19 protein-coding genes are annotated in these 20,567 nt (G+C 50.8%); all 19 read right to left on the bottom strand.

Going from position 1 to position 20,567, the window contains the following annotated elements:
* Positions 1–13 precede the first annotated feature (13 nt).
* A complete protein-coding gene (gene hisS / locus BN587_RS10250) occupies positions 14–1,273 on the bottom strand; it encodes a histidine--tRNA ligase (RefSeq protein WP_021721048.1) in 1,260 nt (419 codons plus the stop codon).
* A 33-nt stretch (positions 1,274–1,306) separates the two neighbouring features.
* Complete coding sequence (hemZ, locus tag BN587_RS10245; RefSeq protein ID WP_021721047.1) at positions 1,307–2,776, bottom strand: coproporphyrinogen dehydrogenase HemZ; 1,470 nt, start codon at positions 2,774–2,776, stop codon at positions 1,307–1,309.
* A complete protein-coding gene (locus BN587_RS10240) occupies positions 2,777–3,847 on the bottom strand; it encodes an AI-2E family transporter (RefSeq protein ID WP_021721046.1) in 1,071 nt (356 codons plus the stop codon).
* Between the two features lie 6 nt (positions 3,848–3,853).
* On the bottom strand, positions 3,854–4,480 hold the full coding sequence (locus tag BN587_RS10235; RefSeq protein ID WP_021721045.1) for an MBL fold metallo-hydrolase: 627 nt from the start codon (positions 4,478–4,480) through the stop codon (positions 3,854–3,856).
* Between the two features lie 37 nt (positions 4,481–4,517).
* A complete protein-coding gene (gene dtd, locus BN587_RS10230; RefSeq protein ID WP_021721044.1) occupies positions 4,518–4,967 on the bottom strand; it encodes a D-aminoacyl-tRNA deacylase in 450 nt (149 codons plus the stop codon).
* The gene (locus tag BN587_RS10225) at positions 4,964–7,213 is read right to left on the bottom strand and encodes a RelA/SpoT family protein (protein WP_021721043.1); all 2,250 of its coding nucleotides are present in this window, start codon (positions 7,211–7,213) and stop codon (positions 4,964–4,966) included. The genes dtd and BN587_RS10225 overlap by 4 nt, the downstream gene beginning before the upstream one ends.
* A 25-nt stretch (positions 7,214–7,238) precedes the next feature.
* The gene (gene recJ, locus BN587_RS10220) at positions 7,239–9,593 is read right to left on the bottom strand and encodes a single-stranded-DNA-specific exonuclease RecJ (RefSeq protein WP_021721042.1); all 2,355 of its coding nucleotides are present in this window, start codon (positions 9,591–9,593) and stop codon (positions 7,239–7,241) included.
* Positions 9,590–9,973 carry a LapA family protein gene (locus BN587_RS10215; RefSeq protein ID WP_021721041.1) on the bottom strand — a complete coding sequence of 128 codons (384 nt, stop codon included), beginning with the start codon at positions 9,971–9,973 and terminating at the stop codon, positions 9,590–9,592. Before BN587_RS10215 ends, recJ begins: the two co-directional genes overlap by 4 nt.
* Positions 9,974–10,132: 159 nt before the next feature.
* Entirely contained in the window at positions 10,133–10,864 is a 732-nt protein-coding gene (locus tag BN587_RS10210; RefSeq protein ID WP_021721040.1) for a hypothetical protein, read from the bottom strand.
* A gap of 18 nt (positions 10,865–10,882) precedes the next feature.
* The gene (locus BN587_RS10205) at positions 10,883–11,818 is read right to left on the bottom strand and encodes an ABC transporter substrate-binding protein (protein WP_021721039.1); all 936 of its coding nucleotides are present in this window, start codon (positions 11,816–11,818) and stop codon (positions 10,883–10,885) included.
* A gap of 106 nt (positions 11,819–11,924) precedes the next feature.
* Positions 11,925–12,701: a YdcF family protein gene (locus BN587_RS10200; protein WP_021721038.1), complete on the bottom strand. Its 777-nt coding sequence runs from the start codon at positions 12,699–12,701 to the stop codon at positions 11,925–11,927.
* 191 nt (positions 12,702–12,892) lie between these two features.
* A complete protein-coding gene (gene secF / locus BN587_RS10195; RefSeq protein ID WP_021721037.1) occupies positions 12,893–13,777 on the bottom strand; it encodes a protein translocase subunit SecF in 885 nt (294 codons plus the stop codon).
* Positions 13,777–15,015, bottom strand: coding sequence for a protein translocase subunit SecD (gene secD, locus BN587_RS10190; protein WP_021721036.1), 1,239 nt, complete (start codon positions 15,013–15,015; stop codon positions 13,777–13,779). Before secD ends, secF begins: the two co-directional genes overlap by 1 nt.
* A gap of 44 nt (positions 15,016–15,059) precedes the next feature.
* On the bottom strand, positions 15,060–15,644 hold the full coding sequence (locus tag BN587_RS10185) for a 5-formyltetrahydrofolate cyclo-ligase (protein ID WP_021721035.1): 585 nt from the start codon (positions 15,642–15,644) through the stop codon (positions 15,060–15,062).
* On the bottom strand, positions 15,644–15,934 hold the full coding sequence (gene yajC, locus BN587_RS10180; protein WP_021721034.1) for a preprotein translocase subunit YajC: 291 nt from the start codon (positions 15,932–15,934) through the stop codon (positions 15,644–15,646). Before yajC ends, BN587_RS10185 begins: the two co-directional genes overlap by 1 nt.
* A gap of 141 nt (positions 15,935–16,075) precedes the next feature.
* On the bottom strand, positions 16,076–17,191 hold the full coding sequence (tgt, locus tag BN587_RS10175) for a tRNA guanosine(34) transglycosylase Tgt (RefSeq protein ID WP_021721033.1): 1,116 nt from the start codon (positions 17,189–17,191) through the stop codon (positions 16,076–16,078).
* Between the two features lie 58 nt (positions 17,192–17,249).
* Complete coding sequence (gene queA, locus BN587_RS10170) at positions 17,250–18,278, bottom strand: tRNA preQ1(34) S-adenosylmethionine ribosyltransferase-isomerase QueA (protein ID WP_021721032.1); 1,029 nt, start codon at positions 18,276–18,278, stop codon at positions 17,250–17,252.
* Positions 18,279–18,323: 45 nt separating this feature from the next.
* A complete protein-coding gene (locus tag BN587_RS10165) occupies positions 18,324–19,613 on the bottom strand; it encodes a SpoIID/LytB domain-containing protein (protein ID WP_021721031.1) in 1,290 nt (429 codons plus the stop codon).
* A gap of 237 nt (positions 19,614–19,850) precedes the next feature.
* A complete protein-coding gene (locus tag BN587_RS10160; RefSeq protein ID WP_021721030.1) occupies positions 19,851–20,453 on the bottom strand; it encodes an epoxyqueuosine reductase QueH in 603 nt (200 codons plus the stop codon).
* Between the last annotated feature and the right edge of the window lie 114 nt (positions 20,454–20,567).

Genomic DNA, 20,567 nt, shown 5'->3' with positions numbered 1-20,567 from the left:
TTAGCACCTCTACTTATAAAGTATTGAAATAACTAATAATATCATTAACAGCGATTTCATGTTGCTCGCTTGTTGCCATGTTACGCACAGTAACGGCATTACGGCTGAGCTCATCCTCGCCAAATATTAACACTTGCTTAGCCTGGAATTTGTTGGCCTGCTTCATCTGGGACTTCATGCTGCGGCCGTTAAAGTCGTATTCAACCTTAAAGCCGTTGCGACGCAGCTCGATGGCGGTTTTGAAAGCCAGCGCAAAGTTTTCCTGCTTGGGGCAGACAACATATGCGTCTATGCTTTCATCAAATTTGGGCAGCAGATTCTGCTTCTCCAGAGCCAGCAGCACGCGCTCCATACCCATAGCAAAGCCGATGCCGGGGCGGGCTTCATCACCGCTGATTTCCTGTACCAGTCCGTCGTAACGGCCGCCGCCGCAAACAGCGCTTTGTGCGCCCAGCGGAGCGTACTGGATTTCAAAAGCAGTTTTTGTATAATAATCAAGGCCGCGCACAAGATTGTGGTCAACCTCATATTCAACACCTGCAGCGGTCAGCAGCTGCTTCAGGCCCTCAAAGTGTTCCTTGCACTCATCGCACAGGCATTCCTCCAGGCTCGGTGCGCCCTCGCCCAGCTCATGGCAGTGCGGATTTTTGCAGTCCAAAAGACGCAGCGGATTGCGGTCGAAGCGGCCTTGGCAATCCTTGCACAGCTCGTCAAAGTTAGGCTTGAAGAAAGCCTGCAGCTTTTCTCTGTGCTGCGGACGGCATTTGGGGCAGCCTACGGAATTGATTTTCAGCTTCAAATCCTTCAGGCCAAGGCTCTGCAGTACCTGCACAGCCAGCAGAATGATTTCCGCATCGACATTCGGACCGGTTACGCCCAGAGCTTCTACACCGAACTGGTGGAACTCACGCAGACGGCCCGCCTGCGGACGGTCATAACGGAACATAGGTCCGATGTAATAGAACTTCGTGGCAGCGTCATCCTTGCTCAGCTTATGCTCAACGTAAGCGCGGACAGCACTGGCGGTGTTTTCCGGACGCAGAGTAATGCTGCGGTTACCGCGGTCGGTAAAGGTATACATTTCCTTTTCAACTACGTCGGTGGTATCACCGATACCGCGTTGGAACAGCTCTGTATGCTCAAACACAGGAGTTCTGATTTCTTTGTAGCCATATTGCGCGCAAATCTTGCGCATGGTTTCTTCCAGATAACGCCATGCGTTAACGTCGGAAGGCATAATATCCTTCGTACCTCTGGGTGCTGTTGTCAGCATAGTCTATCCTCTCCTAACGGCACTCATACCCATTTACAGGTCTGTGCCTTCTATATTAAACAAGTCACGGCGACGCTCTGCCAGCTCCTGCAGGCGCGCCCCATACACTGCCACATTTTTCGGCATATTCAGTTTATGCAGATGGTGTCCGTCAGGCAAAGGCACCTTGCTGGCAGATGCAGGTCCCACACCAATCACCGGATGACGTTCCTCCATCATCTGGATATTATAGATACTTTCCGTACCGGGCTTGGCATAACCGATGTTCGCCAGATGCCCCAGCATATAATGCTGGCGGTACAGATAGTAAGGCTCTAACCCTATCGCAGCAGCCATCTCAGCAGCCCGCTGCACCATTTTTTCCGCTGCCTGCGTAGTCAGCACTGCCTGCTCCTGCTTCTGAAAGAGCGGCGCACTGCGCTTCAGCGTAAGCGTATGCACTGTCAAGTTCTCCGGTGCCAGCTTCACTGCCTGCTCCAGAGAATATGCTATCTCCTGCTCCGTTTCCTGCGGAAGACCGATAATCAGATCCACATTCACAACAGGAATCTGGCTTTTGCGCACAAGCTCATAGGCATTGTAAAAATCCCTGACGCTATGGCGCCTGCCAATCAGCTGCAGCGTTTTATCATGGAAGCTCTGCGGATTGACGCTGATGCGGTTCACTCCCGCCGCCTCCATCGCCGCCAATTTAGCCGCACTGAAGCAGTCCGGGCGACCGGCCTCTACCGTGAACTCGCGCAGATGCTGCAAGCCTTCGCAGTTGCTTTGCAGCAGTTTTCGTTCCACTGCCTGCAGCAGACGTGCAAATACCTTATCACTCAGGCTCGTGGGTGTGCCACCGCCAATATAAAGTGATTTTACACGCAAGCTATGCATACCTGTTAATTGTACCACATTTTGCAGGTCTTGTTCAATCATATTTACAAAGTTTTGCTGAGATTCTTCGTTCTGCGGCACAATTCCCGCCGGGAACGAGCAATAGCTGCAGCGCGAAGGACAATACGGCACGCCGATATAAATACCGGTATCCGTAAGGCGCGTACTGTCGCTGAGAATATGCTTCTGCTTCAGAGCAATATCCGTAAGCAGCTTTCCCTGCGCCATTGGCAGCAAATAATTTTCGCTCAGATATTCCGGCAATGCCGCAGCTGCCACACCGCTGTCCAACAGCTTATGCGCCAGCTTCGTCGGGCGCACGCCTGTGAGAATGCCCCACGGCAGCTTAGGCTGCAGACCGGTAAGCTCGGCAAAAACCTTCAGCACGACAAGCTTCACGCAGCGTGTTATCTCACCGCTCGCCGCAGCTTCGCTGCAAGGCTCGCTCGCTGTAAAGCTTTGCTCCGCACCTTGCAGGCAGGCGCTGACGCAGCCGCGCTCACGCGCAAGCGTCAGCGTAAGCACGACTGACGGTGCCGGCTGATAGTCAAAAAATGCGGCCATGTCGCTCACAGGCCGCGCAGCATCAAGCTCCAATGTATTGTGTAAGCAAAAAAACCGCATTTAATTCTCCCGTCCTTCACCGGCATGCCACAGCTGCTTGTACAGCACTCTGTAGATTGCTGCTACCGGCACGGCAAAGACCATACCGAGAATACCGAACAGCTTAGCACCGATGAGCAGGCTGATAATCAAAACTACAGGATGCAAATCAATCTTCTGTCCCATAAGTTTAGGCATAATAAAATTGGCATCCATCTGATAATATACCAGATAAAAAAGCGCTACATGGAAGGCAGCCTCCGGCGCCTGACCGTAAGCAATAAACACAGCAGGCACAGCGCCCATCAGCGGACCGACTACCGGTACCGTTTCGGCAAGGATGGCCCAAAAGCCGAGCACCAACGGAAAGTCAATACCCAAAAAAGCCGTGCCGATGGTAATAACGAAGCCGGAAATCAGGCTCAGCTTGCCCATACCGCGCACATAGGCGCTCATGGTTCTGCCGATTTCGTCCACAACCTCCGCCGCTTTGTCCTGCGCATCGTAGTTGAACAGATTAATCACCATCGAACGCAGCTCACGCCAGTCCTTAAGAAAATAAAAGGCAAGAAAAGGCACGATAATCATGCCTATCAGACTTTGCACAATCCCCAGACTGGACTGGACAAGATTACGCAGCACCGTTCCTACAAAGCCCATCGCCCAGTTCAGCAGACCGTTGACCAGCATATTGAAATCGGACGGCAAAAGCGGAATGGTAGACGGGTCCTTAAGCATGCTGTCCAAATCCTGGATATTGGATTTGGCAGCCAATGCCGGCAGCTTTTGCAGGAACTCGTTCATCTGCCCGAAGAGCGGCAGAATGATGAAGCCGATAATCATAAAAATAAAGATACAAAAGGCCAGCAATGCCAGGATAATCGCCACTACGCGCGACAGCTTAATCATGCCGTGCGCCATGCGCACCTGCGCGATAGCATTAACCAAGGGATAAAGTGCGAAGGCCAGGCCTACTGCCAGCAGCAGCGGCAGCAGAAAGCCTGCCATTAAATATAAAACATAAGAGATTGCCGTAACAACACCCAGCTTAAAGAAGGTGCTTTTACGTATTTGAGGCCAATATTTCAGCATGATGTTTTATTGCAGGAAAGGATTCCTGCGATGCTCCCAGCCCACGGTAGTAGTAGGTCCGTGGCCCGGCAGCAGCTTAACGTCATCATCAAGCACCATCAGCTTTGTTTTGATGGACTGGATGAGTGCGCGATAGCTGCCTCCCGGCAAATCGGTGCGTCCAATAGATTCGCAGAAAATAGTATCACCGGCAAAAACTACCTTGCCCGGCGCGTAGTAATAACAGAAGCCGCCTTTGGTATGTCCCGGCGTAGCAAAGGCTTCAAACTTCATGCCTGCCAGCTCCAGCACATCCCCGTCATGTACAAGGTGGTCCGCAGGCTCATTTTTCAATTCTTCACCGATAAAGAAGGACAGGTTTCTGTTCGGCTGTGTCAGGCAGTCAGCATCATCCTCGCCGATATACACCGGCGCACCTGTAGCCTTACGCAGCTCTGCCAGCGCACCGATGTGGTCGCTGTGACCGTGTGTAAGCACAATAGCTACAACCTTAGCCTTAGTCTGCTCAATCATTCTCTTAATGGTCGGGTAATCTCCGCCCGGATCAAAAATAACGCCTTCACCGATAGCTTCATTTACGGCAAAATAACAGTTGGTAGCAAGCATACCTGCTTCAACATGATAAATCTTCATTCTTCAACCTCCGTTAATAAATCTATGCACAATATAATTATAACAGCTTCGTGCTGTCCAGCAAAATAGTTACCGGACCGTTGTTCACGAGCTCTACCAGCATATGCGCGCGAAAGATGCCAGTTTCTACCGGCAGGCCTGCCTTGCGGCAGCCTTCGACAAAACGCTCATAGTAAGCGTTGGCCACATCAGGCGCTGCAGCAGCCGTAAAGGACGGGCGTTTGCCGTGGCGGCAGTCACCGCACAGGGTAAACTGGGAAACCGCCAAAATCGCACCGCCTACATCCTTCACCGACAGGTTCATCTTGCCCGCCTCATCCTCAAAAATGCGCATGCCGCACACCTTGTCGATAATATAGGCCAGATCCTTATCGGTATCGCCCTCGGCCACACCAAGAAGCACCAGAAGGCCCTTCTGTACCTCGCCGGTAATCTTTTCATCTACAGTAACACTGGCGCGGTCTACACGCTGCACAACTGCTCTCATTTCTTCTTGCCTCCGCTGCCGTTCGCCGTAGAAATCAGGCGTTCAACAGAATAAACACCCTTCATGCGGCGGATACGGTTCATAAAATATTCCAGCTGCTCCAGGCTCATGATATCAAGTCCCATGTGCATGGTAGCAATTTTATTCTTATCTGTATGACATGCCAGCGAGAAAATATTAATCTTCGTTTCGCTAGTCACATTCATAATATCGCTCATCAGTCCGGTTCTGTCTACGGACGTAATCACGATGTTAACCTTATAGACATCATCAATGCCTACATCCCAGGCAACCTCAATTAAGCGACGCTGCTCCTCGGGATTATTGGTCAGGATATTAGGGCAGTCCGCACGGTGTACGGAAATACCGCTGCCACGCGTAATATAACCGATAACCGGATCGCCGGGAATCGGGTTGCAGCAGCGCGCCAGCTTAACCATGATGCCTTCTTCGCCCTTAACGAGAATGCCGTGGCTGGCCTTAGCCTTAGACTTGCGCGGCTTCAGCTCTGCCAGTACCTGCGCCAGGTCCTTGGTGGTTTCCAGCTTCTGCTCTTTTTTATAGATTTCCACCAGCTTGGACATAACAGTGTTCAGTGTAACACCGCCGTAGCCCAGTGTTGCCAGCAGATTTTCATCTGTATCGATGCGGATTTTGTTGCCTGCTTCCTTCAGTTTTTCCGGAGACATCAGCACCTTAGGCTCGTAGCCGAGGCGTTTAACCTCACGCTCCAGCATTTCACGGCCCTTGACGATATTTTCCTCACGGCGCTCCTTCTTGAACCAGCTTTTGATTTTGTTGCGCGTATCGGAAGAGCCGACAACATTAATCCAGTCACGGCTCGGTCCGTTGGACTGCTTGGAGGTGATAACCTCTACGATATCGCCGTTCTTCAGCTGGTAGTCAAGCGGTACAATGCGTCCGTTGACCTTGGCACCTACGCAGCGGTTGCCTACATCCGTATGAATGCGGTAAGCGAAGTCAATCGGCACACTGCCTACAGGCAGGTCGATAACATCACCGCGCGGCGTAAAGACAAAGACCTCATCGGCAAAGATATCCATCTTGACCGTGTTGACAAAGTCGCGCGAATCATTCATATCCTTGTGCCATTCCAGCAGCTGACGCAGCCAGCTCAGCTTGGCATCAAAGCCCTTGTCACCGCCGGCTGCAGGCTTGCTGCCACCGCTTTCCTTATAGCGCCAGTGCGCAGCGATACCGTATTCGCTGATGCGGTGCATTTCAAAAGTGCGAATTTGGATTTCCAGCGGCTGACCGCCATTGGAAAGCACAGTCGTATGCAAGGACTGATACATATTGGATTTCGGCACCGCTACATAGTCCTTGAAGCGGCCCGGAATAGGACGCCACATGCTGTGTACGATACCCAGCGTGCCATAGCAGTCCTTAACGGTGTCTACCAGCACACGGATAGCCAGCAGATCATAAATCTCGCTCAGCTGCTTGTGGTCACGCAACATTTTCTTATGAATGCTGTAAAAGTTTTTCGGTCTGCCCTGAATTTCGCAGCGGATACCAGCCTTCTCGACAGCGTCCTTCAACGTTATCATAGCCTCGTTAATCATATCCTCGCGCTCACGGCGTTTAATTTTTACCTGCTCTACCAAGTCATAATAAATATCCGGCTCCATATAACGGAAGGCCAGATCCTCCAGCTCCCATTTAATGGTATAGATACCAAGACGATGAGCCAGCGGCGCATAAATTTCCAATGTTTCCCGGGAAATAGACTGCTGCTTATGCACAGGCATATACTTCATCGTGCGCATATTATGCAGACGGTCAGCCAGCTTAATCAGTACAACACGGATATCGCGTGCCATCGCCAAAAACATTTTGCGATAGTTTTCAATCTGGCGGTCTTCCTTGGAAATATATTCGATTTTACCAAGCTTGGTAACACCGTCTACCAGATTTGCTACCACGGTGCCGAACTGCTCTTTGATATAGTCCAGCTTGTAATCTGTATCCTCTACTACATCATGCAGAAAGGCAGCAGCCAGTGTTTTGTCATCCATCTGCAATCCCACAAGGATGCTGACAACACCAATCGGATGGATAATATACGGTTCACCGGATTTACGTGTCTGCGCAGCATGCGCCTTGGCTGCCAGCTCATAGGCCTTACGGACAAAAGCTACCTGCTCCGGCGTAAGATATTCTTCTATACGCGCAAACAATTCATCTATATCAGTAATATTAGTTATTGCGTTTGTTGAGGGCATTCTCCCCACTCCCATCTGCACTTCATCAGCAGCGCAACAGCTCGTGCTGACTCAGGCGGTAATTTTCTTTATAAATGTGCTCCAAACGCTCTCTTTCATGCTGCAGGGTTACATATAGGGGTGCATCCTCCAGCGAGCAGCGTTTAATAGCAGCTTTTTCTATTATACCATTATTATAGCGGATAAAGCCAAGCTCTTCCATAATTTTTACAGCTTGTTCACTTATTTGTTCCGCATGAGCAGACAAAAGCTCTTTGACGCTCACAGTTGTCCGCATTTTAAGTGCATTCATCACCAGCTTATAGGCCTGCATCATCGCTTCCCTGTCCGGATGCGTCAAAGCCAGGCGCTGCAAGCGCCCCTGCAAATCCGGCTGATTAAAGAGCAGCGTTACATGTTTTGCTCCCTGCTGCCGCAATCTGCGCATAATATCCGCCAGCGGATAAGCAGGCAAATCCAACAGCACTATTTCTTCGGCCTGCTGCAGCCTTTCCTTGCTCATCCCGGCAGCCTCCTCATAAGAAGCCAGCTCCAGATAATCCCCCGCAGTCTGCAGCACCTCGGCGGGCAGCGACTGCTTATCTTCGGTATAAGCAAGCACCTTGTTATGCACCTTGGCCAAGCCCAGCAGCAGACGCCATTTATCATCGGCAGCCTGACGCATATCCCCCAGCGTCACCTGCTGATGAATGCTTACGGCCTGCAGCTGCACGCTCGTTTCGTTATTCCAGACATTTATTTTCGGCTGAAAGGCAACATCAGCCACCATATTTTCAAACATATACGGCAGCAAATCCGCATTATTCCACATCAGGCAACGATAGGAATTATAGCCCTTATCCAGCACAAACTGCAGATGATTGCGCTCCTTGCCCATAGCGCGCTGATTGTGCAGCAGCGCCTGACGGAAGGCAAATACAGGTGCCTGGTTTTCGCAGCCGCAGGGCTCCAAGAGCGCCAGCTGCTCCAAATCCCTGATGCTGATTTCGCTGCTGCCGCTCAGCACACAGTCAATCGCCTGATGCGGCAGATAATCCTCCGGACGCAGCTTTTGCGCAACATATTCGCGGAAGCGGCGCGTAAATTCCGGCAGCAGCTCTGCCGGCAGCGTGAGGCCCGCTGCCTGATGATGACCGCCGTACTGCGTCAGCAAATCACGTTCGGCATCTATCGCCTCGTAAAGATTGAGCGCCGGAATACTGCGACAGCTGCCCTTGGCAACGCCGTTGTTCAGGCTTATCAGAATCGTCGGCAGGTGGTATTTGTCTACCAGGCGTGAAGCCACGATACCGATAACGCCCTGATGCCAGCCTTCGGAAGCAAGCACGATTGCCGTATCTATATGCTTTTCCTGCGCCAGCTGTGCTTCCGCCTCTTCCATAATCTGACGGCTGATTTCCTGACGCAGTGTGTTTTCACGGTTAAGCTCGGCGGCGATTTTCTCCGCCTTAACGCTATCGTCAGTTACCAAAAGCTCCACCGCCAGCTGCGCATGCTCCAGCCTACCCACAGCGTTCAGACGCGGTGCCAGGCCAAAGCCGATGTTATCGGAAGCAATGCCCGTTTCCGGACAGCCGCTGGCCTTAATCAAAGCACGCAATCCCACCAGCTTCGTTGTTTCCATTGCCTTCAGGCCACGGCGCACCAGCTCGCGGTTTTCGCCGACCAGCGGCACAATATCCGCCACCGTTCCAAGCGCCGCCAGCTCTGTAAGCCCCTGCCACTCCGGCAGCCTGCCCGGCTCGCGCTGCTCCAGCGCCTGACACAGCTTGAAGGCAATGCCCACGCCGCTCAAATCCTTAAACGGATAGCCGCAGTCTCGCTGCTTGGCGTTGATAATTGCGTAGGCAGGAGGCAGAACCTCCGGCACCGTATGGTGGTCCGTAATGATGATATCCAAAGATTTCGGCGCATTGGCTACCTCGCGCAGACCGCTAATGCCGCAGTCCACGGTAATAACCAGCGTGGTACCCTTTTCCGCAATATTTTTCAAAGCTTCGTCATTCAGTCCGTAGCCCTCGCTTTTGCGCTGCGGAATGTAGGTAGCAACCCTGCCGCCGCGCTGCTTCAGATAAAGATACAACAAGGAGGAGGCACTGATTCCGTCCACATCATAGTCGCCGTAAACCGTAATCTGCTCGCCTGCCGCCAAGGCCCGCTCTATACGCTCAACCGAGCGCTGCATATCCTTCAGCAAAAACGGATCATGAAAGGGCGTAGCGCTGCCGTAGAGAAAATCACGCATCGAAGCTGCATCCTGCAGACCGCGCTCCAGCAAAATACCTGTGACCATCGGCGAAATATTCAGCTCCTCCGCCAAATAGTCTGCCATCTGACTGTTATATTCTTTTATATCCCAAATTCGTTCCTTGTGCATCATTGGCGGCTACCGCTCTCGGCAGCAGTCTTTTCCGCTGCAGCCGGCTCTGCCTGCCTGGAAGCCTCGGCCTGTGCTGCCTCGTTATGCAGCAGCTGGGTGTGCTGCAGCATAGCAACGCGCTCCTGCAGACGTTTGTTTTCTGCCTGCAGCTGCTGTATTTCCTCACGCATTTTTTTATCCTTCAGATAATGCTTGGCCTTCATCGTCAGCAAGAAGCAGGTGGCAACCAGCACGCCCATCAAAAACGCTCCGAGGATTACCAGCACCAGTGAGGCGCTGAAGCTCCAGAAAACAAAGTTCAAGGATACTGCTACCGCATTCTGTACGGCAAACAATGCTACTATCATACATATAATTATAACTAAGATTAAAAAAGGCATTCAGCTCAACTCCTTTAGTAGTATAAATTTTAATATATTATAACTGTTATAATTCTGCCAGCATACAAAAAAATCCTGCTTATAAAGCAGGATTTTTAGTGTATACATGCTCATTTAAGGCCTGATTGTATTTAGTCCGCAAAGACTGACAACAGACTACTATTTTTCCTTCAGCTTCTCCAGAATAAAGGCTGTCACGCGGCTCTGCTTATCAACCTCCAGCGCAAAACGCAGCGGCTGCTCCTTGTCATCCTGCCAAAAATATTCGTAGGTCGTATTATCGGCAGCATAAACAACCGCATCGGGCAAGCCGTACTGTCCTACAGCTCTGCCGGCACTGTCACCGATACTTACGCCGCGCATTGTAATATATTGGGGATCGACTACGCGGATTGCCTCCACAGCCTTTTTTTTGCGGGCAACACTGATTACGGCGCCCTCAAATGTATAGTTTATCTGCTTACGCTTTTTATCTACTTTCTCCTGCTTGACGGCACCTAAGCGCTCCTTAGCCTCCTGTTCATCAAACTGCTGTCCAAGAGCAGCGTATCCCAGAGCAAAATCATCCTGTGTCAGCTCATCCCTATTACCTGCAACAGTATAGGGCGCATAGATAAAGCCGTCCACACCGTCCGATTCGGCCTCCAGCCAGTCACCGTTTTGGCGGATAACACGCAGCAGTGAATGATGCGGCAGCACCTTTAAAACATTGCCATCCTCGGCGGCACTGCGAAAATTAATATCATCCTCTTCCAGAACCACAAAGCTGCCCTTGTCATAGCCTTTGATTTTTTCACCCGTATAAAAAGCTTCCTGCTCCTCGGCAGCAGCGCACAGCTGCATTCCTGCTGCCAATAAAAGCGTCAGACCAATTGTTTTGAGCAATCTCATTGCCAGTGCATCTCCTAACTAAATTCCGTAAGCGGCATGTGCCAGCTCCTGCACAGCCTTAACAGTATATTGCGAAGTACTGTATAAATAATTATCATGCAGGCTTTGTACGCGGCCGTCTTTTACAGCCTTAATGTTTTTATAGGCCGGATTTTGTAAAATACGCTGACGGAATTGTTCCGGATCGCCCTTTTTACTGTAATCCCAGCTCGGCGTAATAATCAGCTCCGGATTAAGCTCCAGCATTTTTTCCTCCGACAGGTTCCCCTGATACGGAATATCCATGCCGTCCAGCGCGTTATGTACGCCTGCATAATAGCACAGGCCGCTGAAGGTACCCCTCATGCCCAGCGGTCCGGTAAAGGACAGCGCCAGTACATTAAGCGGCTTATCGCCTGCAGCCTGCAGCGCCTGCTTACGCACCGCCTCCAGCTGTGCTTCCATGTTTTTGGCCATCTCCTCGCCCTTGGCTTCCTCGCCTACGGCAGAGCCGATTTCCTTGATAAACTTAAAAATATCCTGCACATTGTTCGGCGTATGGCACACATAAACCTTGAGTCCGGCACTGCGCAGTCCCTGAATCGGCTCCACGGTATAATCCGGGATAATAACAAGATCGGGCTGCATGGCCAACACGCTTTCCAGATTGCTGCCCTGCGCTCTGCCCTTGACGGATTTGACCTTGTCACCGGCACTGCAGATACCGGAATCGTCAGCCAGCAGCGACAAAGCTGCCAAGCGCTTACTGTCAACCATATCCAGCAAAATTTCATCGGCAGATACGTTCAGGCTCACAATGCGCTGCGGCTTTTCGCTGAAGCTCAGCTTGGTGCCGGTTGCATCCGTCACCGTGTACAAAACCTTACCGCTGTCGGCGGTATTCTTTTCCTGCGGTCCGCAGCCGGCAAGCAGCAGACACAGCAGCAGGCAAACTAAGAACATAATTTTTTTCATAATATACCTCACCCAAAAATAATATTTGTTTCTATCTGTTACTTATTATACAAAAAAGGCGGAAAATATGCAAATTCACCGGCTGCTTGCAGCTTGCCGCTGCAAATCAGTGCTGTAAAAAAGCACCTGCCATCCCCACATATTCGTGTAATGCCATACAGGTTATATCAAATGCCTGCAGCTGCGGCACCAGCCAGCGCGGATTAAACTTGCCCTGCGGATTGAGCGTATAATCGCAGGGATAGGCGGCAACCTTAATGCCCTGCCCGCCTAAATAACGCTCAAAGAACTGCATGCTGCGAGGCATATGCAGCGCACTTGTCAACAGCAGCACGTTGTTGTAGCCGCGTTCACGGCAGAGTGCAGCAGAATAGGCAGCATTTTCTTTCGTTGTCCTGGCCTGCGTCTCGACGATAATCTGCTCCTGCGGGAGCCCCAGCTGTAACAGAATCCGCTCGGCGACCAGCGCCTCGCTTGCGCCATCGCTGAACACCTGCCCACCGCTGATGAGCACCGGCAGCGAATGCTGCTTCGCCAAGCGCGCTGCCGTCAGCAGGCGCGCCGCTCCGGCGGACATCAGGCCGCCGCGCTCAGTGCCATCCGGTACGGAACCAACACTGCCGCCGCCCAGAACAACTATCACCTGCGCAGCAGCAGGCTGCTGCTGGCTGTAACGGTTCTCCAACGGCTGCCCCAAAAGCTTGGCTCCCAATAAGGTAGAGCTGAAATACAACAGCAGCGTCAAAAAAGCGCTTAAGCTAAAAGCTAAGCAGCCGAAATGTTGGCGCTTCCGCCACAAATAAATACTCAAGATTACTCCAAGCAAAACAAATAAACCCGGTGGCAGCAAAAAGGCTGCAATAAATTTCAATATATAAATCATTGTACTTCTCCCTGCTTATGGCTAAAGATTATGTAAAGTGCTGTGCTTGCTATATGCTAAAAAGCGACAGCCATGCTGGTTAACAACTTATCATTACGCCTTCTATTGTAGCCTTTTTCAGTAGTAAAAACAAGAAAAAATAGCCTGCGGCATTCATTTTCCCGAATGCACACAGGCTATAAGTTTTAATTTTAATCTCTGCCGGGTTTCAGCTTACGCAGCATCATCCATAACGGACCTGCGAGGAAGGTTGAGGTATAAGCACCACTGGAGAAGCCTACCAGCATAGCAAAGGAGAAATTGCGGATAGTTTCACCGCCCCAGATGAAGATAGCTACAACAGCAAACAGAGAGGTACCTACAGTATAGATACTGCGTCCCATGGTCTGCCAGATACTGTTGTCTACCATTTCCGTCATGCTTTCGCTGCGGCGATGGATTTTCAGGTTTTCACGGATACGGTCGAAGATAACGATGGTACCGTTGACAGAATAACCTACAACCGTCAGCAAAGCTGCAACGAAGGAGGAATCCAGTTCCATATGGAAGAGGGAGAAATAGCTCAGGGTTACCATTACGTCGATAATCAAAGCGACAATCGCTGCCAGAGCAAAGCGGAATTCAAAACGGATGGTGATATAAGCAATCATCAGGAACCAGGAAAGCACAATCGCCATAACAGCCTGTTGAATCAGCTCGCTGCCGACGGTAGCACCAACGTTTTCAACACGCTGGATAGCAAAGTCACCAACCTTGCTCTTAAGGTCGGTCATTACCTGCTGACGCTGCTCGTCGCTAATAACGCCGGTACGAATCAGCACGCCCTTAGAGCTCTTGGCATTGCTGTCGCTGCTTTCCAGCTGGATAATAGCATTGCCCAGATTCTTTTCTTTAAGCACCTCACGTACCTGAGAAACGGTAACAGGATTTTTGAATTCCAAATCCATGATACTGCCGCCGGTAAAATCAATGCCCAGGTTAAAGCCCTTGAAAAGCATGGAGCCGATACCGATAATCAGGAAGGTGATGGTAATAGCGAAGAAAATTTTATAACGCTTAACGATAGATAACTTCATTATTTAGCCACCTCCTCTTTTGCTTTCGGTGCTCTTGCACCAAAAAGGAAGGGACTCTTGGTGATGTTACTGTAAATCAAGAAGCGCAGCAGGAATTTGGTAACGGTTACTGCGGTAAACATACTCAGCAAGGTACCAAGTGCCAGGGTAACAGCAAAGCCCTTGATAGGACCGGTGCCCAGGTAGAACAGTACGGCTGCAGCCATGATAGTAGTAAGGTTGGAGTCAAGGATGGTTACGATAGCACGGCCAAAGCCGGAATCCATCGCACTGCGCAGAGTTTTGCCGCGCTTAACTTCTTCCTTGAAGCGTTCGAAAATCAGTACGTTGGCGTCAACCGCCATGCCGACAGACAGGATAATACCTGCGATACCGGGCAGTGTCAGTGTTGCACCCAGATAACGCATTACCAGCAGCAGCAGCATTACGTACAGCAGCAGAGCAATGTCCGCAACTACGCCTGCCAGACGGTAGAACAGCAGCATAAATACAAATACGCCGATAATACCGATGCTGAAGGCCTTAACGCTCTTGTCCTTGGAATCCTGACCGAGGGTAGGACCAACGGTACGGTTTTCCATAACTTCGATTTTAACCGGCAGACTGCCGCTACGCAGCAGGATTGCCAGATGCTCGGCTTCTTCAACATTGCGGGAGCCGGAAATCTGTGCATGGCCGCCGGTGATAGCTTCCTGTACTACAGGAGCGGTCAGCACCTGGCCGTCAAGCTCGATAGCGATTTTTTTGCCTACATTGCGGGCAGTAAGGTCAGCAAATTTTTTGCCGCCTTCATCATTAAATTCCAGGCCTACTACAGCCTGATTGCCTTGGGAAACCTGTGCCTTAGCGTCCTTCAGGTCACTGCCTGTAAGAACAACCTTGCCGCTTTCATCCTTGAACTGCAGCATAGCGGTACGGCCCAGCATAGAAATAGCTTTTTCAGGGTCCTTTACGCCCGGCAGCTCAACAATAATACGGTCTTTGCCCTGGCGCTGAATAACAGGCTCTGTCAGGCCCAACTCATTGACACGACGCTCAATAACCTTTACACTGCGGTTGACAGCGTCGTCGTCAACCTTAAGTTCCGGCGTATCCACAGCCTGTAAAACTACATGAGTACCACCTTGCAGATCCAAGCCCTGTTTAATGGAATTAGCCAGAGGCGAGATGTATACGCAGAAACCGCCGATAATCGCCAAAGCGACAATCAGAAATTTCCCGAATTCATTCCAACGCAAAATAACTTCCTCCTTAAGATTTTTTTGGATTAACTGGATTTAATTTATAAGCTAAGCGGACTGAGAGTGGTAATCCCGCTTTCACTTGCTAAAAGCTGTACAAGCACATCAAATTCATCCCGTGGCAGATTCGGCTGAATAAAAGCATCGTAAGCGATGCCCATGAGCAATGCGTTTTCCGCCTGCGGCAGAAAACGGTCATAATAGCCCGCGCCCATCCCCAATCTGCTGCCGTCGCGGCCGAAGGCCACTCCGGGCACCAGTACGAGGTCAAGCTGCTGCGGCTGCAGCAGCTTCGCCGGTTGGCGGACGCTGCGGATGCCGTAACGGTCAAGTTCAAAGTTCAGCATGTTCTCCATCTGAACAGGAGCCATCTCCGTAGCAGATTGCACCAGCGGCACGGCAACAGTCTTGCCATCGGCCAGCGCCTGCTGCAGCACCAGGTCTACAGTCAGCTCATTGCCAAAAGCCAAATAGCCCATGATGCAGTTCGCTTTGCGATATGCATCACAGGCCAGTATCTGACGGGCAGTCAGCAGACTGCCGGAGGCAGCCTGCTCTGCGGTCAGTTGCGACCGCAGCCTTTTAAAATACTTGCGCAGCTCAACTTTTTCTTCTGCAATCACCATCAGGCATTTTTAGCGGGGTTTTGGAAGCCGCTGATAGCGTTGCGTGCCATTTCGATTACTACGCCCTCGGCAATCTCTACCTTAACGCGTTTTTCGGAAATAGCAGTAATCTTACCATAGATACCGCCAATGGTAATGATTTCGTCGCCTTCCTTCAGGCTGTTTAACAAATCCTGTCTTTTCTGCTGCTCTCTTTTTTGGGGTTTCCACAGCATGAAATAGAATATGCCGCCCATTAAAACAAAGGGCCAGAGAGAATTGAGCAAAGCCATTGTATCTCCACCTTGCATATTGAACACCTCCACATTTTATCACTTCCCGCAAATTCGGACATATTTGCAGGCTCCTCTTGCAAACCTTTTAGTATGCAATAGTTTGGTTTATTTATACCACTTTTATATATTCTCTGTAAATCGGAAAAATCCTTGTTATCAACGATAATTTTCTAAGAATCTTTCGCGGAACTCAGGGAAGCAGTCATTAGCGATTGCCTCACGGATTTCCTTGGCGAAATGCAGCAGGAAATGCAGATTGTGAATGGACAGCAATCTCAGGCCGAAAATCTCCTCTGCCTTGAACAGATGGCGGATATAAGCACGGCTGAAGTTACGGCAGGCATAGCAGTCGCAGCCTTCCTCAATCGGACGGAAATCCTCTGCGTAGGTTGCGTTGCGTACTACCAGACGGCCTGTGTGCGTCATAGCGGTGCCGTTTCTGGCAACACGTGTCGGGAATACACAGTCAAACATATCAACGCCCAGGTTTACAGCCTCTACAATGCAGTCAGCAGTGCCTACGCCCATCAGATAACGTGCCTTATCCTTCGGCATCAGCTCGGTGGTTTGCGAAAGAATATCATACATCATCGGCTTCGGCTCGCCTACGGACAGACCGCCGATACCGTAGCCGGCGAAATCAAGCTCCGTCAGCTGCTGCACGCTCATGCGGCGCAGCTCGGGATACATACCGCCCTGCACGATACCGAACATAGACTGGTCCTCACGCGTATGCGTTTCCAGACAGCGCTTAGCCCAACGTGTGGTACGCTCGGTAGAACGCTTGGCATAATCAAAATCGGCGGGATACGGAATACATTCATCAAAGGCCATTGCGATATCTGCGCCCAATGCCTCCTGCACCTGAGTAGAAACCTCCGGAGAAAGGAACTGCTTGCTGCCGTCGATATGCGAACGGAACATTACGCCCTCTTCGGTAATTTTGCGCATAGCACCCAGGCTGAATACCTGGAAGCCGCCGCTGTCGGTAAGCATACCGCGTTTATAGTTCATAAACTTATGCAGACCGCCTGCCTTGCGCACCAGCTCGTGACCGGGACGCAAAAACAGATGATAGGTATTCGACAAAATAACCTGGCTGCCCATATCGTACAGCTCTTCCGGTGCCAGAGTTTTTACTGTTGCCTGTGTGCCTACAGGCATAAACATCGGAGTTTCAAACGTACCATGCGGCGTATGCAAGCGGCCAAGACGCGCACCGCTGCGCGGACATTCTTTAATTAATTCGTAGGTTACTGCGTGTTTAGTCATATGCAACTCCTAAAAATATTTATCAGCGCCTTCGGCTTTGCGGCGAAGGCAAAAAGTCTTATTTATTGAGGTCTGTAATAAACATGGCATCGCCAAAGGAGAAGAAGCGATATTTTTCTTCAACCGCCTTCTTGTAGGTCTGCAGCATAATCTCACGGGTAGACAGAGTGCTTACCAGCATCAGCAGCGTGCTCTGCGGCAGATGGAAATTGGTTACAAGGTCATCCACCAGACGGAATTTGTAACCGGGGTAAATGAAGATATTCGTCCAGCTGCTGCCGGCGTGCAGCTGACCGTCGGCACCTGCAGCCTCCAGAGTGCGTACTGCCGTGGTGCCAACCGCAATGATACGGCGTCCTTCGGCCTTCGCCTTGTTTACTGCATCCGCTGCTTCCTGCGATACTGTGTAGAACTCCTTATGCATCTTATGGTCCTCAATCTTCGCCTCGCTTACGGGGCGGAAGGTACCAAGACCTACATGCAGCGTTACAAAAACCTCTTCGCAGCCGATTTCCTTGATTTTCTGCAGCAGCTCCTTAGTAAAGTGCAGGCCTGCAGTCGGAGCGGCAGCACTGCCGCGCTCACGGTTATAAACAGTCTGATAACGCTCCTTGTCCTCCAGCGGTGCCGTGATATACGGCGGCAGAGGAGTTTCACCCAGACGATCAAGAATTTCTTCGAAGATACCGTCATACTTGAAGCGAACTACGCGTCCGCCAAAGTCGGTGTGCTCGATAACCTCGCAGCTCAATTCATCGCTGAAGTTAATCTTGGCACCAACCTGCAGCTTTTTGCCGGGGCGCACCAGAACCTCCCAGTCGGTTGCATCTCTGCGGGTCAGCAGAAATACCTCGACATGAGCGCCGGTATCCTTCGTGCCGTGCAGGCGCGCCGGAATAACGCGGGTATCATTAAACACCAGCACGTCACCGGGCTTAAGATAATTTACCAGGTCATAAAAATGCTTGTGCTCAATTTCACCAGTCTTTTTGTCAACCACCAACAAACGCGAATGGTCACGTGGCTCCATAGGATGCTGAGCAATCAGCTCCTGTGGCAGCTCATAATCAAAATCAGTTACTAACATGTGAATTTCTCTCTTTTCTTATATATTACAGGACATAGCTTCCTGCTAACGGACAAGCTTAGCTCCAGGATAATAGTGTGCCAGAATCGTTTTATAGGTTGTCTTGGCATCGGCGTTAGCCATACCGCGCGCACCCCAGGCACTCAAACCGAGGCCGGAGCCTTTTCCCTTGCCGCGGAAAATAATTTTTTCTTCCTTGCCTCCGCCCAATAAATGGTAGCTACGGACTAAATTTTTCCAGACGGGCTTTTTCGACTCATTGACCTTAATGCCTATATCCTTGCTGCCAATTTCCATACCATAATAATCTTCAATAGGAACCTTGAGCGTTTCCGGTACCGGCGTACCGGTTTCCAGCTCAAACAGAGCGCTGTTTAATCCCAGCAGCTCCACCAGCTCATCGCCGCTGATTTTTACAGTGGCAGCTTCACCGGAGAGGATAATATATTTTACCCGTCCCGTGGGCGTTCTGTCAACACCTGCATCATCGAGCGGTGACAGACGTATGCTCGTCAGCTTGCCCGCAGCATAGCCACGCTGCGCCAGCAAGCCTTCCAAAAGCGCCGGTGTCACGCGGCGTTCCCAGGTATATTCAGGGCTGTCACTGTCGTAATCCTCTACCGACTGCAGATAGCTGACGGGAGTTCCCCAAAGATTTAAAGCACTTTCGGTTCTGCCGCCAGTGCTCGAGGTAGTGACTGCTTCGATGGCACTGCCGTAAGCATCAGCAAGATACTGCCCCTTCGTCGCCTGAATCAGCTTCGTCACAGCATCCTTTTCAATGCGCTTGCCTGTGCCCTCGTAAGGCAGCTCCTTATCTGTTGCCAGTAAAGCATAAGCATTTTTGCTCTGCTGCATTTTATACATAGCGTAGCTGCGGGCAGCAACCGCCTGCGCCTTGATAACCTCATCAGGCCATACGGACATCGTTTTAGCCGGCAGTACGCTCGCCAGATAATCCTCCAGCGGCAGTCTGTTGACTACCAGCAGCTTATCGCCCTGCTCGGCCTGCAGTTGAAAATCCCCTTTATAACTGCGTTTATTGATTTGCGGTGAGCTTTTGCCTGCCGCCGCAGCAACAAACGCTTCATTACCAAATACATTGTTATCATCAAAGAAAAGCTTTCCCTGCTGCGCATGGATGAAATATTTTCCCTTGGGCATCGTAGTCGTTTTGCCATAGCTGTCACGCACTGTGAATTCATCCTCACAGCTCAGCTCTGCCGTTGCCTGCCCCACCACAATTCCTATGCGGATTTGCTCGGCGGCAGCCGCAGCAGAAGCAAATATAAAAGTAAATAACAATACAGCCAGTATCAGTAATTTTCTAAGCATATACTTTTCCTCGATTTACTAAGTTTAAGAAGAAGAGCAGTAAACATTGAAAAGCTCCCATTAAGGGGACAATGTGAATTGTCCGTATAGCAAGAGAGGCTCCCCTAGGGGGGAGCTGTCACCCGATAGGGTGACTGAGAGGGGTCTGCAGTCTAGTCATTTCCACTCTCCGTCATCGCTTCGCGATGCCACCTCTCCCCTAGGAGAGGCTTTTCTGCGTCTTGCTATAAACTCTAATTATCTGTTCACCATTTTAATATTTTTGCTTACAACCACAAACTTATCCTGCGTTGCTTCCGCCTTGGGCTTTTTGCGGATTTCGTAGCGGTCACGCTCGCTGAAGACACAGCCGCAGTACTGCTGGCGATACAGCCCCAGCTCCAGGCTGATATCCACACCGCGCTGATAACCGACGCGGAAATCATCGTAATAGAACGGAATACCGAACTCCGCTGCTGCCGCCTCTGCCTCTTTTTTAATCAGCTCGTGCTTTTGGTACGGACTGACAAGCAGTGTAGTAGAAAAGGCATCGTAGCCGTTTTCTTTGGCAAACTGCGCTGCGTAGCGCAGGCGCATACGGTAGCAGAAGGCGCAGCGCACGGTAGGCTCTGCCAGCATACCGCGGATGCATTCCTCGATAGGATAGCTTTTGTCGATAATAAGATTGTAGCGTTTCTTCTCACAAAACTCCCGCAGGGTGCTCAGCCTGTGCTTGAACTCCTTGTACGGATGAATGTTAGGATTAAAAAACAAAATATCAAAATCTGTACCCGCCGCCGTCAGCTGCTCCGTAGGGTAGCAGGCACAGGGACCGCAGCAGGCGTGTAATAATAATTTCATTTTTCCTCCTGAGCAGCTAAGCTGCTTTACTGATTTTCGGGAAATGGCATTCCCAGATATCTATAGGTTTCGCGTGTTGCCATACGTCCGCGCGAGGTGCGGTTTAGCATTCCC

It is taken from the genome of Phascolarctobacterium succinatutens CAG:287, assembly GCF_000434895.1.
GTDB lineage: Bacteria > Bacillota > Negativicutes > Acidaminococcales > Acidaminococcaceae > Phascolarctobacterium_A > Phascolarctobacterium_A succinatutens_A.
The sequence above is the reverse complement of the archived record's forward strand: the minus strand, read 5'-3'. Positions and strand labels throughout refer to the sequence as shown.

What these genes read in the sequence shown, in the direction of transcription:
- yajC (WP_021721034.1), bottom strand. Translation starts at nt 15,934, where the DNA reads ATGCAAGGTGGAGATACAATGGCTTTGCTCAATTCTCTCTGGCCCTTT.
- BN587_RS10215 (WP_021721041.1), bottom strand. Translation starts at nt 9,973, where the DNA reads ATGCCTTTTTTAATCTTAGTTATAATTATATGTATGATAGTAGCATTG.
- BN587_RS10225 (WP_021721043.1), bottom strand. Translation starts at nt 7,213, where the DNA reads ATGCCCTCAACAAACGCAATAACTAATATTACTGATATAGATGAATTG.
- recJ (WP_021721042.1), bottom strand. Translation starts at nt 9,593, where the DNA reads ATGATGCACAAGGAACGAATTTGGGATATAAAAGAATATAACAGTCAG.
- BN587_RS10160 (WP_021721030.1), bottom strand. Translation starts at nt 20,453, where the DNA reads ATGAAATTATTATTACACGCCTGCTGCGGTCCCTGTGCCTGCTACCCT.
- dtd (WP_021721044.1), bottom strand. Translation starts at nt 4,967, where the DNA reads ATGAGAGCAGTTGTGCAGCGTGTAGACCGCGCCAGTGTTACTGTAGAT.
- secF (WP_021721037.1), bottom strand. Translation starts at nt 13,777, where the DNA reads ATGAAGTTATCTATCGTTAAGCGTTATAAAATTTTCTTCGCTATTACC.
- BN587_RS10210 (WP_021721040.1), bottom strand. Translation starts at nt 10,864, where the DNA reads ATGAGATTGCTCAAAACAATTGGTCTGACGCTTTTATTGGCAGCAGGA.
- BN587_RS10240 (WP_021721046.1), bottom strand. Translation starts at nt 3,847, where the DNA reads ATGCTGAAATATTGGCCTCAAATACGTAAAAGCACCTTCTTTAAGCTG.
- hemZ (WP_021721047.1), bottom strand. Translation starts at nt 2,776, where the DNA reads ATGCGGTTTTTTTGCTTACACAATACATTGGAGCTTGATGCTGCGCGG.
- BN587_RS10205 (WP_021721039.1), bottom strand. Translation starts at nt 11,818, where the DNA reads ATGAAAAAAATTATGTTCTTAGTTTGCCTGCTGCTGTGTCTGCTGCTT.
- BN587_RS10235 (WP_021721045.1), bottom strand. Translation starts at nt 4,480, where the DNA reads ATGAAGATTTATCATGTTGAAGCAGGTATGCTTGCTACCAACTGTTAT.
- tgt (WP_021721033.1), bottom strand. Translation starts at nt 17,191, where the DNA reads ATGACTAAACACGCAGTAACCTACGAATTAATTAAAGAATGTCCGCGC.
- BN587_RS10200 (WP_021721038.1), bottom strand. Translation starts at nt 12,701, where the DNA reads ATGATTTATATATTGAAATTTATTGCAGCCTTTTTGCTGCCACCGGGT.
- hisS (WP_021721048.1), bottom strand. Translation starts at nt 1,273, where the DNA reads ATGCTGACAACAGCACCCAGAGGTACGAAGGATATTATGCCTTCCGAC.
- queA (WP_021721032.1), bottom strand. Translation starts at nt 18,278, where the DNA reads ATGTTAGTAACTGATTTTGATTATGAGCTGCCACAGGAGCTGATTGCT.
- BN587_RS10165 (WP_021721031.1), bottom strand. Translation starts at nt 19,613, where the DNA reads ATGCTTAGAAAATTACTGATACTGGCTGTATTGTTATTTACTTTTATA.
- BN587_RS10185 (WP_021721035.1), bottom strand. Translation starts at nt 15,644, where the DNA reads ATGGTGATTGCAGAAGAAAAAGTTGAGCTGCGCAAGTATTTTAAAAGG.